The sequence below is a fragment of the Pseudaeromonas sharmana genome, assembly GCF_042649925.1.
In the GTDB taxonomy this organism is placed as follows: domain Bacteria; phylum Pseudomonadota; class Gammaproteobacteria; order Enterobacterales; family Aeromonadaceae; genus Pseudaeromonas; species Pseudaeromonas sharmana.
Window position 1 is genome coordinate 228,998 of sequence record NZ_JBHSAF010000015.1, and the last position, 16,520, is coordinate 245,517.

Consider the following 16,520-nt stretch of genomic DNA (forward strand, 5'->3'; position numbering starts at 1 on the left):
CTCATCATGATGCATCTGACTATTCTGGGGGCGACCGGCTCAATTGGTCGCAGCACTCTGGATGTTGTCCGTCGGCACCGGGAGCATATTCAGGTGGTTGCCCTGGCTGCACATTCGGATGCCGAGCGTATGCTGGCAGATTGCCTGGAGTTCCAGCCGCGTTATGCCGTTCTGGTTCAGGAAGAGGCAGCAGTCAGTTTACGCCTGGCATTAGCCGAGCATAACGTCGCGATTGATGTACTCAGTGGCCCGCAAGCCGTGTGCGAAGTGGCTCGTCTGCATGAGGTCGACACCGTGATGGCGGCTATCGTCGGCGCTGCTGGCCTGCTGCCGTCGATGGCCGCGATCAAGGCGGGAAAGCGAGTCTTGCTGGCGAACAAGGAGTCGCTGGTGATGTCGGGGGCGCTGTTCATGCAGGCTGCTCGCGAGCATGGTGCCTGCATTCTACCTGTTGATAGCGAACATAATGCCATTTTTCAGTGTCTTCCTGAGTCCGTACAAGCCGAGTTAGGGCATTGTGATCTGGCTGCGGCCGGGATACACAAGATACTGCTGACCGGTTCGGGGGGCCCTTTCCGCTTCAGCCCGCTCGATATGCTCTCCTCCGTCACACCGGCGCAGGCCATTGCTCATCCAAACTGGAGCATGGGGCGTAAAATATCTGTCGACTCGGCCACCATGATGAACAAAGGGCTGGAATTCATTGAGGCCAAATGGCTGTTCAATGCCGCAGACAGTCAGATACAGGTCATTATTCATCCGCAATCCGTGATTCATTCGATGGTGCAATATCAAGATGGGTCGGTTCTGGCACAAATGGGCCGTCCCGATATGCGCACACCGATTGCACATGCGCTGGCCTATCCACAGCGGATAGCGTCGGGTGTCGAGGCGCTGGATTTCTTCAGCCAGGGCGAACTGACATTCCTGCAGCCCGATTACCAACGATACCCATGCCTGAAGTTGGCCATCGATGCCTGCTGGGCCGGCCAAGCGGCGACGACGGCGCTGAATGCGGCCAATGAGCTGGCGGTAGCGGCCTTCCTCGATGAACGGATAAGATTTACCGACATTCACCAGCTCTGTTATCGGGTTGTTGAGCAATTGTCTTCACGTTCGACACCGGATCTGGATACTATTCTGGAACTCGATAGCGAGGCTCGACGTCTTGCATTGCGATATTTACAGGAGATCTGATGACAGCCATTGTCTGGAACCTGCTGTCCTTTGTGGTGGCGTTGGCGATTCTGATTGCGGTCCATGAGTGGGGCCATTTCTGGGTGGCAAGACGCTGCGGTGTATTCGTACAACGCTTTTCTTTGGGCTTTGGCAAGGTGCTCTTCAGCTGGCGAGATCGCCATGGTACCGACTTTTCGCTGTCGCTGATTCCGCTTGGCGGCTATGTGAAGATGCTGGATGAGCGCGTAGAAAGCGTGCCGGAAGCGCGTCGCCATCAAGCGTTCAATACGCAGTCAGTTTGGCGCCGGTTTGCCATTGTTGCAGCTGGCCCCTGCGCGAACTTCGTGTTTGCTCTTCTGGTGTTCTGGTTGATGTTTCTGCTCGGAGTGCCGAGTGTGAAACCTGTGATTGGCACTGTCCAGCCCGGCAGTTTGGCGGCACAATCGGGCTTGCTTGATGGCATGGAAATTGTCGCTGTGGATGGACAGCAGACGCTGGATTGGGAAGGGGTGACCTACCAACTGGTACGGCAGATTGGCAAGCCTGATGTGACCATTACCGTCCAGGCCGCCGGCGAGCAACCGGAACAGAAGCGATTGCAGTTGCATGGCTGGACCCTGAACGGCAAGGAAGAACAGGCGCCCTTTATCGGGCTGGGCATCGAGCCTGTGATGCCGGAAGTGTTGCTGCAAGTCGGTCAACTGGTACCGAAGGGCAGTGCCGAGCAGGCTGGTTTGATGGTCGATGATGAACTCGTTTCGCTGGATGGCATTGAGCTTAAAACCTGGCAGCAGTTCGTGACGCAGGTGCAGTTATCGCCTGATGTCACTCTGCACTTGGTCTACCGGCGTGCCGGGCAGTTGCAACAGACGGATTTGACCCCGGCCTCGCGGGATGCCGGCGATAAGGTCGTCGGTTACGTCGGGCTGGCGCCTCGCGTCAAGCCGCTGGACGATCGTTATCGCATCGAGTTGCAGTATGGCCCGCTTGAAGCTGTCAGCATGGCGGTCAAGAAAACCGTGGATGTCATGGGGCTAACCTTGGACATGGTTAGCAAGCTGTTCACGGGGGTCGTTTCGCTGGACAATCTGAGCGGTCCGATCTCAATTGCGAAAGGGGCAGGAAGCACAGCCAGTTTTGGTCTGGTATACTTCCTCGGATTTTTAGGGTTGGTCAGTATTAATCTGGGCATTATCAACCTGTTTCCGTTGCCCGTGCTCGATGGCGGCCACCTGATGTTCTTTGTGGCCGAGGCCATCCGAGGTAAGCCGGTACCGGAGCGTTTTCAGGAATATGCATTCAAATTTGGCGCAGCTGTTCTGGTCTGTTTGATGGGAATTGCGCTGTTTAATGACTTTGTGCGCCTCTAAGAGGCATTGCAACTAGGACATACGAGAACAACATGGCAGTAAGAAAAGCGCTTGTCGCCTCATGCCTTCTGAGCGTTAGCCTGGTGGCCAACGGGGCGGAACCCGTCACTGACGGCTTCGTCGTCAAAGATATCCGTGTCGAAGGGCTGCAGCGGGTCACCCTGGGTGCGGCTCTCCTGAATTTGCCTGTTCGCGTCGGAGACACCGTTGACGGCAATGCTGTGGCCAACGCCATCAAGAAGCTCTATTCCTCTGGGAACTTTGAGGATATCCAGTTGACTCGCGACGGCGATGCTCTGGTTGTCACGGTTCGCGAGCGTCCGACGATCAGTAATATCGAATTCGTCGGCAACAAGGATATCAAAGAAGAGCAACTGAAAGAGTCTATTGAGGCTTCCGGTGTCCGTGTCGGCGAGCCGCTGGATCGGACCGTGCTCCGCTCGCTCGAGAAGAATCTTGAAGATTTCTACTATGGCGTCGGCAAGTATTCAGCCAAGGTCCAGGCAATTGTTACGCCGTTGCCGCGTAATCGTGTCGACCTGAAGCTCAATTTCATCGAAGGTGTCTCGGCCAAAATTCAGCAGATCAACATTGTCGGCAACAAGGTATTCAATGAGGAGCGGTTGATCGCCCAGCTCTCGCTGCGTGATGATGTACCGTGGTGGAACGTGGTCGCTGACAAGAAATACCAGAAACAAAAGCTGGCCGGTGACCTCGAAACGCTGCGCTCTTACTACATGAATCGCGGTTATCTGCGTTTTAAGGTCGACTCTACACAGGTTGAAATGACGCCAGATCGTAAGGGCCTCTACATTACGATTAATGTCAGTGAAGGCGAGCAGTACAAGGTCGCAGGCGTCAACCTGAAGGGTGATCTGCTGGGCCGTGATGCGGATATGAAAAAGCTGGTCGCGATTGCCCCGGGCGAGCTCTATTCGGCGGCCAATGTGACGAACGCAGAAGAGAGTATCTCCAAGTATCTGGGTAAATTCGGCTATGCCTATCCGCAGGTCACGACCTACCCGTCGATCGATGATCAGAAAAAAGAGGTGGTGCTGAATATCAATGTGGCTCCCGGCCCACGTATTTATGTTCGCAATATCACGGTGCAAGGCAACCAGCAAACGCGTGACGAGGTGTTGCGTCGTGAAATGCGCCAAATGGAAGGCACCTGGCTGTCGAATGAGCAGGTAGAGAGTTCGAAAACGCGTCTGAACCGGCTAGGCTTCTTCGAAACCGTTGAGATTCAGCCTCGGCGTCTGCCGGGCAGTGAAGATCAGGTCGATCTGGATGTCAAAGTTAAAGAACAGGCCGCGGGCTCTATTACCGGTGGCGTCGGCTATGGAACCTCCTCCGGCGTCAGCTTCCAGTTTGGTCTGTCGCAGGACAACTTCCTCGGCTCCGGCAACAAGGGTGCATTTACGTTCAACATGAACGATTACAGCAAGACCTTTGATGTCAGTTACACCGATCCCTACTTCACGCTGGATGGCGTCAGCTTGGGTGGCCGGGTGTATTACACCCAGTTTGAAGCGGGTAATGCCAACCTCGTCGATTACAACAACGAGACCATTGGTGCCCGAGCCACGTTCGGTTATCCCTTCAATGAGATTAACCGTCTCGAGTTTGGTGTCGGTTACGAAAACAACAAACTCTCGCAGTTGCAGGCCTATGCCCAAATCCGCAAGTTCTGGGAGATCTATGCCGGAAACCGCGATAGTCAAGGGCGGGTGGTATTCAACAAATACGACTTCACTACCAGCTGGATTCGTAATGACCTGAATAAGGGCATGTTCGCCACCGAGGGCAATCGTCAGCAGTTGACCGGCAAGGTTACGGTTCCAGGATCGGATCTGCAGTTCTATAAGGTGAGTTTCGACGATAGCCACTATTATCCGCTGGATAAGGAACATAGCTGGGTCCTCCTCGGTCGAATGAAGCTGGCATATGGTGCTGGCTATGGCGAAGTGGACGGTTACAACCAGGTACTGCCGTTCTTTGAAAACTACTATGCCGGTGGTAGCGAATGGCTGCGTGGCTTCCGTAGTAATACCGTCGGTCCCAAGGCTTTGTATCTGTATAACTACCAGGGTAACGATACGGTCACGGCAACCGATCAATCTGTGGGTGGCAATGCCATGGCGGTGGCCAGCTTCGAATTTATCGTACCGACACCGTTTGCCTCGGAGACTTATCGTAACCAGCTGCGGACATCGATATTCTTCGATATCGGTAATGTCTGGGATACGACATTCAACCCCAGTGATTACGCAAGTTGCAGTTCATCCTGTGACAAATTTTACGATTACTCCGATCCGGCCAAGTACCGGTCATCTGTCGGGGTAGCGTTGCAATGGTTGTCGCCACTCGGCCCTCTGGCAGTTTCGTTTGCCAAACCGATCAAGGAACAACCCGGTGATAAGACCGAAGTGTTCAACTTCAACATCGGTCGTACGTTCTGATAAGTAATGGGTTTTAGGTTAAGGAGTTCAAATTGAATAAGGTTTTTCAAGCTGCCACGCTGGCACTGGGTCTGATGGCAACCGGTTTCTCTGTTTCTGCTGCTGCCGAGACCAAGATCGCTGTGATTAACGTGCCGCGCATCATGCACGAGATCCCGCAAGCCAAGGCGATCGAAGACAAACTCAAGTCTGAGTTTGCGTCACGTATCAGTGAAATGAAGCGTCTGGAGAGCGAAGGTGAAGCCTTGGCCGCCAAGCTAAAGAAGGACGAAGCCTTCATGAGCGCGGACGAGCGGACCAAGATGCAGCGTAAACTGGCCGAGATGCAGGCTGACTTCAATCTGAAGGGGCAGGCGCTGCAAGAGGATCAACGTCGTCGTTATGGCGAAGAGCAGAAGAAGGTGCTGGACAAAATTCAGGATGCCATCGATAGCGTTGCCAAGTCTCAGGGCTACGATCTGGTTATCAATGGTAATGCCGTTGTATTTGGTAGCGACAAGCTGGATATCTCTTCCCAGATCATTCAGCAAGTTAGCAAGAGTAAGTAATCAATGGTGGTGACATTAGGACAACTGGCCGCGCAATTGGGCGCGGAGTTGCATGGCGATGCCAATGTAGAAGTCTCGCGGGTTGCCAATCTGGAAACGGCACAGCCAGGAGAGATCAGTTTCCTGTCTGATAGCAAATACCGGACATTCCTTGAGACGACAGGTGCCAGTGCCGTGCTGGTCAAGGCTGCAGATCTGGCGGCTTGCCGTACCAATGCACTGGTGGTGGCGGATCCCTACGTTGGTTTTGCGCGTACAGCCCAGTTGCTGGATACTACGCCGGCTCCGGCTAGTGCCGGAATTCACCCGTCAGCCGTGGTGGCCGACGATGTCGTACTGGGCCAGAACGTCGCGATCGGCGCCAATAGCGTCATCGAGTCGGGCGTGGTGCTGGGTGACGGTGTCGTGATCGGGGCGGGTTGCTTTGTCGGCAAAGCGAGCCGCATCGGCGATCGCAGTCGGTTATGGGCTAATGTCACCCTATACCATAATGTTCGTATGGGTACTGATTGCCTCGTGCAGTCCGGTGCGGTGATCGGTTCAGATGGCTTTGGTTATGCAAACCAGCGTGGCGAATGGGTTAAAATTCCGCAACTGGGTGGGGTATCGATCGGAAACCGAGTCGAGATCGGTGCCTCGACCACGATTGATCGTGGTGCCATTGATGACACCCTGATTGCCGATAATGTGATTATCGATAATCAGTGCCAGATAGCGCATAACGTCGAAATCGGATACGGCACCGCGATTGCGGGGGCCACAGTGATGGCTGGTAGCACCAAAATCGGCAAATACTGTATCATTGGCGGCGCATCTGTCTTTAATGGGCACATCCAGGTATGTGACCAGGTCACTATCACCGGTATGGCGATGGTGATGCGATCCATTACGGAACCAGGCCTCTACTCCTCTGGCATCCCAGCCCAGAGCAATAAGGAGTGGCGCAAGGTAGCAGCCCGCGTGATGCATATCGACGATATGCACAAACGCCTGGCCAAGCTCGAGCGATTGCTGCAAGAGCGCGAACAATAAGTAATTTAAGGATACAGGTTTGAGCAACGAACTTAACCAACTCGATATCCAGGAGATTCTGGATCTGCTGCCACATCGCTACCCATTTTTGCTGGTAGATCGTGTGGTCAACTATGAAATCAGCGAAGAGCGCAAGGTTCTGCGCGGCATCAAGAACGTCTCTTTCAACGAGCCGTTCTTTCAGGGCCATTTCCCGCAGAAGCCGGTGTTGCCAGGTGTGCTGATTCTCGAAGCAATGGCTCAAGCCACTGGTATTCTGGCGTTCCGGATGGTGGGCAAACCGGGCCCCAATGAATTGTATTATTTTGCGGCCATCGACAATGCTCGCTTCAAACGTCCTGTAGTGCCGGGAGATCAACTGGTGCTGGACGTCGAGTTTCTAAAAGAGCGTCGTGGAATTGCCAAGTTTACCGGCGTTGCTTCTGTCGATGGTGAGGTGGTTTGTACTGCCGAGCTGATGTGTGCCAAACGCGAGAGCTGATATTGTGATTCATCCAAGCGCTGTGATTCATGAAACTGCCATTATCCATGCCGATGCGGTGATCGGTGCCAATGTAGAAATTGGCCCCTGGACGGTGGTTGGAGCCGAAGTGGAGATCGGCGAGGGAACCACGGTGGGTTCCCATGTCGTGATGAAGGGCCCCACCCGCATCGGGCAGGGAAACAAGATTTACTCTTTCTGTTCAATTGGCGAAGACTGCCAGGACAAAAAGTACAAAGGTGAGCGCACGTCCCTCGAAATTGGCGATAACAATGTCATTCGCGAGCACTGCACATTGCACCGTGGTACTGTCCAGGATCAGGCGCTGACCAAGGTCGGCAGCCGTAATCTGCTGATGGTGAATGTGCATGTCGCTCATGACTGCATCATCGGTGATGATTGCATTCTGGCCAACAATGCCACGCTGGCAGGTCATGTTCATATCGGTGACTGGGTCATCTTCGGCGGCTTGTCGGCGATTCACCAGTTCGGTCGTGTCGGTTCCCATGCCTTTGTCGCGGGTATGGCGGCACTGAACAAGGATGTTCCGCCGTATGTGATGGCGGCAGGTCATTATGCCAAGCCATTTGGTGTGAATAGCGAAGGTCTGAAGCGCCGTGGCTTTACGCCAGAAGCCATCTCGGCCGTCAAGAAAGCCTACAAGATCCTCTACCGCCAAAGTCTGACAGTCGAAGAGGCGCTGGTGGAGCTGGAGCAACTGGCTAGTCAGGAAGCGGCAGTAGTGCCTTTTGTGGACTTCCTCAAGCAAAACGAGCGCGGCATAGTTCGTTGATGCACGCTGCGCTGTCACCACGCCCACTGCGCGTTGCCATTGTCGCCGGAGAAGTCTCCGGCGACATTCTTGCTGCCGGTCTGATGCGTGAGCTGAAGGCGTTGCGACCAGACGTGCAGTTCATCGGCATTGCCGGTCCGCAGATGCAAGCCGAAGGGATCACCAGCCTGTTCGAGATGGAAGAGCTGGCGGTGATGGGACTGGTTGAAGTCCTGGGCCGTCTGCCACGCCTGCTGGCGGTACGCCGCCAGTTGATACGTCATTTACGTCAGGATCCACCGGATTTATACATTGGCGTTGATGCACCGGATTTCAACCTGGGTGTCGAGGCGAAGCTTAAGCGTTCCGGTATCCGCACCGTGCATTATGTCAGCCCGTCAGTCTGGGCATGGCGTCAGTCGCGTATTCACAAGATCAAGGCGGCGACCGATCTGGTGCTCGCCTTTCTACCCTTTGAAAAAGCATTCTACGACCAGTATCAGGCGCCTTGTCGCTTTGTGGGCCACACCATGGCTGACGCCATTCCGTTGATCAGCGATCGCCAGGCTGCGTGTCAGCGTTTGGGGCTGGACTCAGCACAGCGCTATCTGGCGGTCTTGCCTGGAAGTCGCCAGGCCGAGATCGAGATGCTGGCTCCGGTGTTTCTTGAGACTTGCCGCCTTCTGCAAGCGACCGACCCGGCCTTACGCTACATAGTTCCGCTGGTCAATGCACGGCGTCGGGCTCAGTTTGAGGCTATATTGGCGACGGTCGCTCCCGACCTGCCAATAACCTTGTTTGATGGTCAGGCTCGAGATGCGATGGCGGCTTCATCAGCCATTTTGCTCGCATCAGGCACTGCTACCTTGGAGGCCATGCTGGTCAAGCGGCCTATGGTCGTCGCCTATCGCGTCAAACCATTTACTTACTGGTTGGCCGAGCGCCTGGTCACTATTCGCACCTTTGCGCTACCCAATCTGCTGGCTGGCCGGCATTTGGTTCCTGAGTTGATTCAGGACGACTGCACGGCAACCCAACTGGCCGACGCGCTGCTGCCGCTGCTTACCGGCGATAACACCGAGCTGCTGGCGGAATTTACGCGCTTGCATCAACTGATCCGCTGTAATGCGGACAAGCAGGCCGCCGAGGCGGTCCTAGAATTGGTGTCTGATCGATGAGTTCGTTTGTCTATCCATGCGATGTCACACGAATCCGCGTAGCCGGTGTGGATGAGGTGGGACGAGGCCCTCTGGTGGGGGATGTCGTTACCGCTGCCGTCATTCTCGACCCGGCCCGGCCCATCGCCGGGCTGGCGGATTCCAAAAAACTCTCGGAAAAGCGTCGTTTGAGTTTGTATGACGAGATTCTCGACAAGGCACTGGCGTATGCGATCGGCCGTTGTTCCCCTGCCGAAATTGATACGCTGAATATCCTGCATGCCACCCTGCTGGCGATGCAGCGCGCCGTGGCCGGGTTAAGCCTTGCTCCCGGCTGGGTACTGGTCGATGGCAACCGCACGCCGGATTTTGGCCTGCCAGCGCTGGCCGTGGTCAAAGGGGATGCGCTGGTGGCAGAGATCAGTGCTGCGTCGATTCTGGCCAAGGTCACCCGCGACCGCGAGATGGCCGAGCTGGATGCCCGCTTCCCCGATTACGGCTTTGCCCGCCATAAGGGCTATCCTACGGCCGAACATTTGGCTCGCCTGCAACAATTTGGCGTGACCGAGTATCATAGACGCAGTTTTCGTCCGGTTCGCGAGGCCCTGGGCCTTGGCGAATCCTCCTGATTTTCACGCCCACTGACTGGAGCCAGACATGGCCGAGCCACGTTTCGTTCACCTGCGAGTGCATTCTGATTTCTCGATGGTTGATGGCCTGCAGAAGGTCAAACCCTTGGTCGGGCGTGCGGCGGAACATGGTATGGCAGCGATGGCGCTGACCGACCAGATGAACCAGTGTGGTCTGGTCCGCTTCTATGGCGATGCCCACGGCAAGGGTATCAAGCCCGTGATCGGCGCCGATCTCTGGGTGTGTAGCGAGGAGCTGGGGGACGAGTTGTTCCGCCTGACGGCGCTGGCGATGGACAATGACGGCCAACAAAACCTGGTGCAGCTCATTTCCCGCGCCTATCTGCGTGGACATGTTCAGGAGCGGCCTGTGGTCGACCGCGACTGGCTGGGCGAGTTGAATGCGGGGCTGATTCTGTTATCCGGTGGGCGGGAAGGGGATGTTGGCCGTTTTCTGCTCAAGGGCAATGAAGCCATGGTCGCGCGCTGTGTGGCGTTCTATCAACAGCATTTCGCCGATCGCTATTACCTGGAGCTGTTGCGCACCGGGCGCCAGGACGAAGAGAGCTATCTGCGTATGGCTGTCAACCTGGCGCAGCAACAGCAGTTGCCCGTGGTGGCCACCAATGAGGTGGTGTTTCTCAATGAGGAAGACTTCGACGCCCACGAGATTCGGGTCGCCATCCACGACGGTTTTACGCTGGATGACACGCGGCGCCCGAAGCGTTACAGCCCGCAGCAATACCTGAAATCACAGGAACAGATGGTGGCGCTGTTTGCCGACCTGCCAGAGGCGATCAGCAATACGGTGGAGATCGCCAAGCGTTGTAATGTCACCGTCCGGCTCGGTGAGTATTTTCTGCCTAAATTCCCGACTGGCGAGATGAGCACCGAGGATTACCTCGTGATGCGTTCGCGCGAAGGTTTGGAAGAGCGGCTGGCATTCCTGTTTCCGGATCCGGCAGTTCGCGCTGAGCGCCGCCCTGAATACGATGAGCGTCTGGATATCGAGCTGAAGGTCATCAATCAGATGGGCTTCCCTGGCTACTTCCTCATCGTGATGGAGTTTATCCAGTGGTCGAAGGACAACAATATTCCGGTCGGACCGGGGCGGGGTTCCGGTGCCGGCTCGCTGGTAGCCTATGCGTTGAAAATTACCGACCTTGACCCTCTTGAATTCGATCTGCTGTTCGAACGTTTCCTCAACCCGGAACGGGTGTCGATGCCGGACTTTGACGTCGACTTCTGCATGGATCGCCGCGATGAGGTGATTGAACACGTCGCCGACATGTACGGCCGTGAGGCGGTTTCGCAGATTATCACCTTCGGTACCATGGCAGCCAAGGCGGCGATCCGAGATGTTGGCCGGGTGCTGGGGCACTCCTACAGCTTCTGTGATCGCATCTCCAAGCTGGTGCCGCCGGATCCGGGCATGACGCTGGCCAAGGCCTTTGAAGCTGAGCCCAAGCTGCCGGAGCTGTACGAGCAGGATGAAGAGGTCAAGGCGCTGATTGACATGGCGCGCAAATTGGAAGGGGTGACCCGCAACGCCGGCAAGCATGCGGGGGGCGTGGTGATCGCGCCCACCAAGATTACCGACTTCGCGCCGCTGTACTGCGACAGTGAAGGGGCCAATCCAGTCACGCAATTTGACAAGAACGATGTCGAGTACGCCGGTCTGGTTAAATTCGACTTCCTGGGACTGCGTACGCTGACCATCATCCAGTGGGCTCTGGAGATGATCAACCCGCGTGTGCAGGCGACAGGCCAGGAGGCGGTGCGTATTGAGGCGATTCCGCTGGATGATACCGCCTCGTTCAAGACCTTGCTGGCCTGCCAAACCACTGCGGTTTTCCAGTTGGAATCCCGAGGCATGAAGGACCTGATCAAGCGTCTGAAGCCCGACTGTTTCGAAGACATGATCGCGCTGGTGGCACTGTTTCGACCGGGGCCGCTGCAGTCCGGGATGGTCGATAACTTCATCGACCGTAAGCATGGCCGTGAGGCGATCTCCTACCCGGATTCCACCTGGCAGCACATCTCGCTGAAGCCGATCCTGGATCCAACCTACGGCATCATCCTGTACCAGGAACAGGTCATGCAGATCGCCCAGACGCTCTCCGGCTACACGCTGGGGGGCGCGGACATGCTGCGCCGGGCCATGGGTAAGAAAAAACCCGAGGAGATGGCCAAACAGCGGGCGACATTCGAGCAGGGCGCCATCAACAACGGCGTGGATGGCGAGCTGGCGATGAAGATTTTCGACCTGGTGGAGAAATTCGCCGGTTATGGCTTCAATAAATCGCACTCGGCGGCCTATGCGCTGGTGTCCTATCAGACGCTATGGTTGAAAACCCACTATCCGGCCGAGTTCATGGCGGCAGTGATGACGGCGGATATGGATAACACCGACAAGATAGTGACGCTGGTCGATGAGTGTCAGAACATGAAGCTGACGATCATCCCGCCGGACGTCAACACCGGGCAATACCGATTTACCGTTAATGAACGCGGTCATATTGTGTATGGCATCGGTGCGGTAAAGGGCGTAGGTGAGGGGCCCATCGAGGCGATCATCGAGGCGCGTAACGCCGGCGGCCCGTTCCGCGATCTGTTTGACTTCTGTAATCGCGTGGACATCAAGCGCTTGAACAAGCGGGTGATGGAAAAGTTGATTCAAGCCGGCGCCCTGGACCGTCTGGGGCCACACCGGGCGGCGTTGGCGGCCAGCCTGGAAGAGGCGATGAAAGCCGCGGAGCAAAAAGCCAAAGACCAGGCGCGGGGACAGGATGACCTGTTCGGCGATCTGTTTGGTGGCGACGATGCCGTGTTGCCGCCGCCGAGCTTTGCCGATGTTCCCGAGTGGCCAGACAAGGTATGGCTGGAGGGGGAACGCGAGACACTCGGACTCTACCTGACCGGGCATCCGATCAACCAGTATCTGGGCGAGTTACGACACTATGTCAGCGGCCGGCTCAGCGAGGTGCATGCCACCGAGCGGGACAAGGTGACGACGGTGGCCGGTCTCGTGATTGCGGCACGCGTGCTCATCACCAAGCGTGGCAACAAGATGGGCATATTGACGCTGGATGACAAGTCCGGCCGCCTGGATGTCACCCTGTTCAGCGAGGCGCTAGAGCGCTATGAAAGCTTGCTGGAAAAGGACCGGATCCTGGTTGTGACCGGACAGGTCAGCTTTGACGACTTCTCCGGTGGGCTTAAAATGTCCGCCCGTGAAGTCATGGAGATTGCCGACGCGCGGGCACGTTATGCGCGTGGTATTAGGTTACAGCTACACCATGAACAGATAGATGGGCGTTTTTTCCAGCGTTTTGCTGAAATTATGCAACCGCATCGTGCCGGTATTTGTCCGGTTCAGGTATGCTACCGCAAAACCGGCGTCCAGGCGTCTTTACAACTGGGTACAGAATGGCGGGTCACGCCCACCGATCAACTACTGGACGAACTCCGCATGCTGTTGGGCAAGCAGAGTGTCGACCTGATTTTTGAGTAGCGATTTCGGATAACACTATGAATCTCAATTTTCTCGAATTTGAACAACCTATTGCCGAACTGCTGGCGCAAATTGATGAGCTAAAGCATGTCAGCAGCAGCGTGGGAAGCAACGTGGATCTCTCCGAAGAGATTTCCCGTCTGGAGAAGAAGAACGAAGAGCTGACTCGTAAACTGTTTTCCGAACTGGGAGCCTGGCAGATCTCACAAGTCGCCCGCCACCCGCTGCGTCCTTATACCAAGGATTACATCAGCCGTCTGTTCACCGAATTTGACGAGCTGGCGGGAGACCGGGCCTTTGCCGACGACAAGGCGATCGTGGGCGGCACAGCGCGATTTGAAGGTGAGCCGGTGATGATCATCGGCCATCAGAAGGGGCGCGACACCCAGGAGAAGATCAAGCGCAATTTTGGCATGCCGCGTCCTGAAGGATATCGCAAGGCGCTGCGTCTGATGGAGATGGCGGAACGTTTCAAGATGCCGATCATCACCTTTATCGACACACCGGGTGCCTATCCGGGGGTTGGAGCGGAAGAGCGCGGCCAGTCCGAGGCGATCGCCCGCAACCTCAAGGTGATGTCCAGCCTGAAGGTGCCGGTAATCTGCACCGTCATTGGTGAAGGCGGCTCGGGTGGCGCCTTGGCCATCGGGGTCGGTGATCGCGTCAACATGCTGCAGTACTCGACCTATTCGGTGATCTCGCCGGAAGGGTGCGCCTCGATTCTGTGGAAGAGTGCAGACAAGGCTGCCATGGCCGCCGAGGCGATGGGGATCACGGCGCAGCGCTTGAAGCAGCTGAAGCTGATCAACAACATCATTCCGGAGCCGCTGGGCGGGGCCCACCGCGATTACGACGAGATGGCGGCCCTGTTGCGCAAGCGTCTGTTGGCCGATCTGGCGGACCTGCGTCGGCTGTCTACGGAACAGCTGCTGGATGAGCGTTATCAGCGTCTGATGTCGTTCGGCTATTGCTGATCTGCCATCTGATGCAAAATAAGGGCACCTGAGGGTGCCTTTATTGTTTGCTGTCCGTGACGAACCGCGGCATCGGGACGGCTTAGAAACAGGATGAGTTGAGAGATGAACCCACTGGAGATCCTTGACGTTCACTGGATATCGCGCCTGCGTCAACTGGGGGTGAACCGGCTGCTGCTAGCCTACAGTGGTGGCCTGGATTCGCTCTGTCTGTTGCACATGGCAGTGGCGTTTGTGGCCCGTCATCCTGAGTTCAGCCTGCAGGCACTGCATGTGCATCATGGTCTCAATCCTGCTGCCGACGACTGGGTGGCGCATTGTCAACGGACCTGCGACCGTTTGGGGGTGCCGCTGCGGGTTGAACGAGTGAGCGTGCATCGGGAGGCGCGGCAAAGCCTGGAGGCGGTGGCGCGCGAGGTGCGCTATCAGGCGCTGGCGGCACAGATGTCGCCGACCACGGCCTTGCTGACGGCTCACCATCAGGATGATCAGCTGGAAACCCTGCTGCTGGCCCTCAAGCGCGGTGCCGGCCCTCGGGGGCTGGGCGGCATGCCACCAGAGCAGACGTTTGGTTCGGGCTGGTTGATCAGGCCGCTGCTGGCCACATCCCGCCCCCAGCTCGTCGCCCTGGCGGAGAGCGCGGGTTGGCAATGGATCGAAGATGACAGCAATCAGGATCAACGCTTCGATCGCAACTTTCTGCGTCACAGCATAGTTCCGGTGCTAAGCCAGCGCTGGCCAGCCATCGCCACCACGGCGGCGCGCAGCGCGACCCTGTGTCGAGAGCAGGAGCAGTTGTTGCTGGAGGTGGCCGAGGCGGATCTGGCGGGCGCCATCACGCCGCAGGGCGGGTTGCTGCTGCGCTGTTTGCATCCGCTCTCGATGCCGCGGCGGCATAACCTGTTGCGGCATTGGCTGCGGAAATGCTGCGGACAGGTGCCGGAAGCGGAGGCGTTGCAGCGCATCTGGTCTGAGGTGGTGTTGGCCAGGGCCGATGCCTCGCCTGCGCTGCAGTGGCATGGCGGGGTGATCCGGCGTTATGCCGACAGCTTGTGGTTGACGCCCAGCCTGGGGCCGATTCCGCCGACATGCTGGATCAGCACATGGCCGGCCCAGTGGCAGGGCGCTGCCGGCCGCTTGAGGTTACTGCCTGTTGAGCGTGCGGCACAACTACGCATGCCCACTACCGCAGAAGCGGTATCGCTGCGTTTTGCGGTGGCGGGGAGCCAGCGATTACACCCGCTGGAGCGAGCCCATTCGCGGGAGCTGAAAAAACTGTGGCACGAATATCAGATTGCCCCCTGGCTACGTGAGCAGTGGCCGGTGCTGTTTTATGGCGAGCAGATCGCCGCGATACCCGGGGTGTTGGTCTGTCGCGGTTTTGAGGCTTCCTTGGAGGCGCCTGGCTTGGCGTGGCAGTGGCAAGGCGGGCCTGCTAGACCCGCTTGCGCTTAACTTCATACAGGTGGCGATCGGCCAGTGTATAGAGCTCACTGGCGTGCATGCCTTTTTCCCAGCGGGCAAAACCGAAGCTGCTGGCAACCTGCAGTGGCGTCAGTTCGCTGTTGTGTGCCAGGTGGTAGCGGATCCGTGATTCAACACGGGCCGGCGCGCCCTCGTCTGCAGGCTGTAGCAGGAGCGCAAATTCGTCGCCGCCGAGCCGAAATGCAACGTCGGTGCGGCGAATGCTGCGTCCTAGAATCGCCGAAAACTCCTGCAATACCTTGTCACCGACCGGGTGACCGTGGTTGTCGTTGATCTGCTTGAAATGGTCCAGATCCAGCAGGGCCAATGTCAGGCCATCCGGGCGTCGCAGATTCTGTTCGATGGCGCGTTGTACCGACTCATCAAAGAAAGCGCGGTTGCCGATACCTGTCAGGTGATCAATCCGGCTCTGCATATCCATCTGGTCCATACGCAGGAACAGGCGTAACGGTTGCGCCAGCAACTGATGCAAATGTTGCAGCAGGCGCTTCTGCTGCACATCCAGTTCGTCTCCCAGCTCATAATCGAGTTGGCCCAGATATTGATGACGGGTGTCCTGCAGCGTGAAGCTCTGCTTGTGGCCGCGCTTCATGCTATCGAGCAACTTCATGCGCCGGGTCATGAAGTGATAGGCAAGGCGGCAGACCGGCAACTGCGTGGCCACCCAGGCGGCAAAAGTTTGCAGCACGTCGGCAAGTTTTTCCTGGGCCATCAGGGTTTCCAGCAACTCGAGCTTGTCACGGTTTGGAATGGCATTCCGCGCCTGATACTGGCCAAGATTGACTTCGCCAGACCGTGCAAATCCACCGATGAGTTGAAGGGTCTCCATACGATCACCTGTCAAATAAGTACGCATACCCCTTATTAGCAATAGCTGTGCCTGTTTTGTCTCTTTATGTTTTGTTGTATCTATCCAT

The 16,520-nt window shown here is 56.8% G+C and carries 13 protein-coding genes; 12 read left to right on the plus strand and 1 reads right to left on the minus strand.

The features are described from left to right. Positions 1–6 precede the first annotated feature (6 nt). The 12 genes from ispC to tilS all read left to right on the plus strand — a co-directional run bounded on the left by ispC (position 7) and on the right by tilS (position 15,573). Entirely contained in the window at positions 7–1,197 is a 1,191-nt protein-coding gene (ispC, locus tag ACFOSS_RS15735; protein WP_377154380.1) for a 1-deoxy-D-xylulose-5-phosphate reductoisomerase, read from the plus strand. Continuing rightward, positions 1,197–2,549: a sigma E protease regulator RseP gene (gene rseP / locus ACFOSS_RS15740; RefSeq protein WP_377154383.1), complete on the plus strand. Its 1,353-nt coding sequence runs from the start codon at positions 1,197–1,199 to the stop codon at positions 2,547–2,549. Before ispC ends, rseP begins: the two co-directional genes overlap by 1 nt. Positions 2,550–2,581: 32 nt before the next feature. After that, positions 2,582–5,011: an outer membrane protein assembly factor BamA gene (gene bamA, locus ACFOSS_RS15745; protein WP_377154386.1), complete on the plus strand. Its 2,430-nt coding sequence runs from the start codon at positions 2,582–2,584 to the stop codon at positions 5,009–5,011. Between the two features lie 32 nt (positions 5,012–5,043). Beyond that, a complete protein-coding gene (locus tag ACFOSS_RS15750) occupies positions 5,044–5,559 on the plus strand; it encodes an OmpH family outer membrane protein (RefSeq protein ID WP_377154389.1) in 516 nt (171 codons plus the stop codon). 3 nt (positions 5,560–5,562) lie between these two features. Then, complete coding sequence (gene lpxD, locus ACFOSS_RS15755; protein WP_377154392.1) at positions 5,563–6,591, plus strand: UDP-3-O-(3-hydroxymyristoyl)glucosamine N-acyltransferase; 1,029 nt, start codon at positions 5,563–5,565, stop codon at positions 6,589–6,591. 19 nt (positions 6,592–6,610) lie between these two features. After that, positions 6,611–7,072, plus strand: coding sequence for a 3-hydroxyacyl-ACP dehydratase FabZ (gene fabZ, locus ACFOSS_RS15760; protein ID WP_377154394.1), 462 nt, complete (start codon positions 6,611–6,613; stop codon positions 7,070–7,072). 4 nt (positions 7,073–7,076) lie between these two features. Beyond that, positions 7,077–7,865, plus strand: coding sequence for an acyl-ACP--UDP-N-acetylglucosamine O-acyltransferase (gene lpxA / locus ACFOSS_RS15765; RefSeq protein WP_377154396.1), 789 nt, complete (start codon positions 7,077–7,079; stop codon positions 7,863–7,865). After that, entirely contained in the window at positions 7,865–9,022 is a 1,158-nt protein-coding gene (gene lpxB / locus ACFOSS_RS15770) for a lipid-A-disaccharide synthase (protein ID WP_377154399.1), read from the plus strand. The genes lpxA and lpxB overlap by 1 nt, the downstream gene beginning before the upstream one ends. Next, positions 9,019–9,630: a ribonuclease HII gene (gene rnhB / locus ACFOSS_RS15775; RefSeq protein WP_377154401.1), complete on the plus strand. Its 612-nt coding sequence runs from the start codon at positions 9,019–9,021 to the stop codon at positions 9,628–9,630. The genes lpxB and rnhB overlap by 4 nt, the downstream gene beginning before the upstream one ends. A gap of 28 nt (positions 9,631–9,658) precedes the next feature. Continuing rightward, positions 9,659–13,144, plus strand: coding sequence for a DNA polymerase III subunit alpha (gene dnaE / locus ACFOSS_RS15780; RefSeq protein WP_377154403.1), 3,486 nt, complete (start codon positions 9,659–9,661; stop codon positions 13,142–13,144). A 17-nt stretch (positions 13,145–13,161) separates the two neighbouring features. After that, complete coding sequence (gene accA, locus ACFOSS_RS15785) at positions 13,162–14,118, plus strand: acetyl-CoA carboxylase carboxyl transferase subunit alpha (protein ID WP_377154406.1); 957 nt, start codon at positions 13,162–13,164, stop codon at positions 14,116–14,118. 105 nt (positions 14,119–14,223) lie between these two features. Then, the gene (gene tilS, locus ACFOSS_RS15790) at positions 14,224–15,573 is read left to right on the plus strand and encodes a tRNA lysidine(34) synthetase TilS (RefSeq protein ID WP_377154409.1); all 1,350 of its coding nucleotides are present in this window, start codon (positions 14,224–14,226) and stop codon (positions 15,571–15,573) included. Here the strand turns inward: tilS and ACFOSS_RS15795 are convergent. Next, positions 15,554–16,432, minus strand: a complete 879-nt coding sequence (locus tag ACFOSS_RS15795; protein WP_377154411.1) for a GGDEF domain-containing protein — start codon at positions 16,430–16,432, stop codon at positions 15,554–15,556. The two genes, tilS and ACFOSS_RS15795, sit on opposite strands and share 20 nt — an antisense overlap. Between the last annotated feature and the right edge of the window lie 88 nt (positions 16,433–16,520).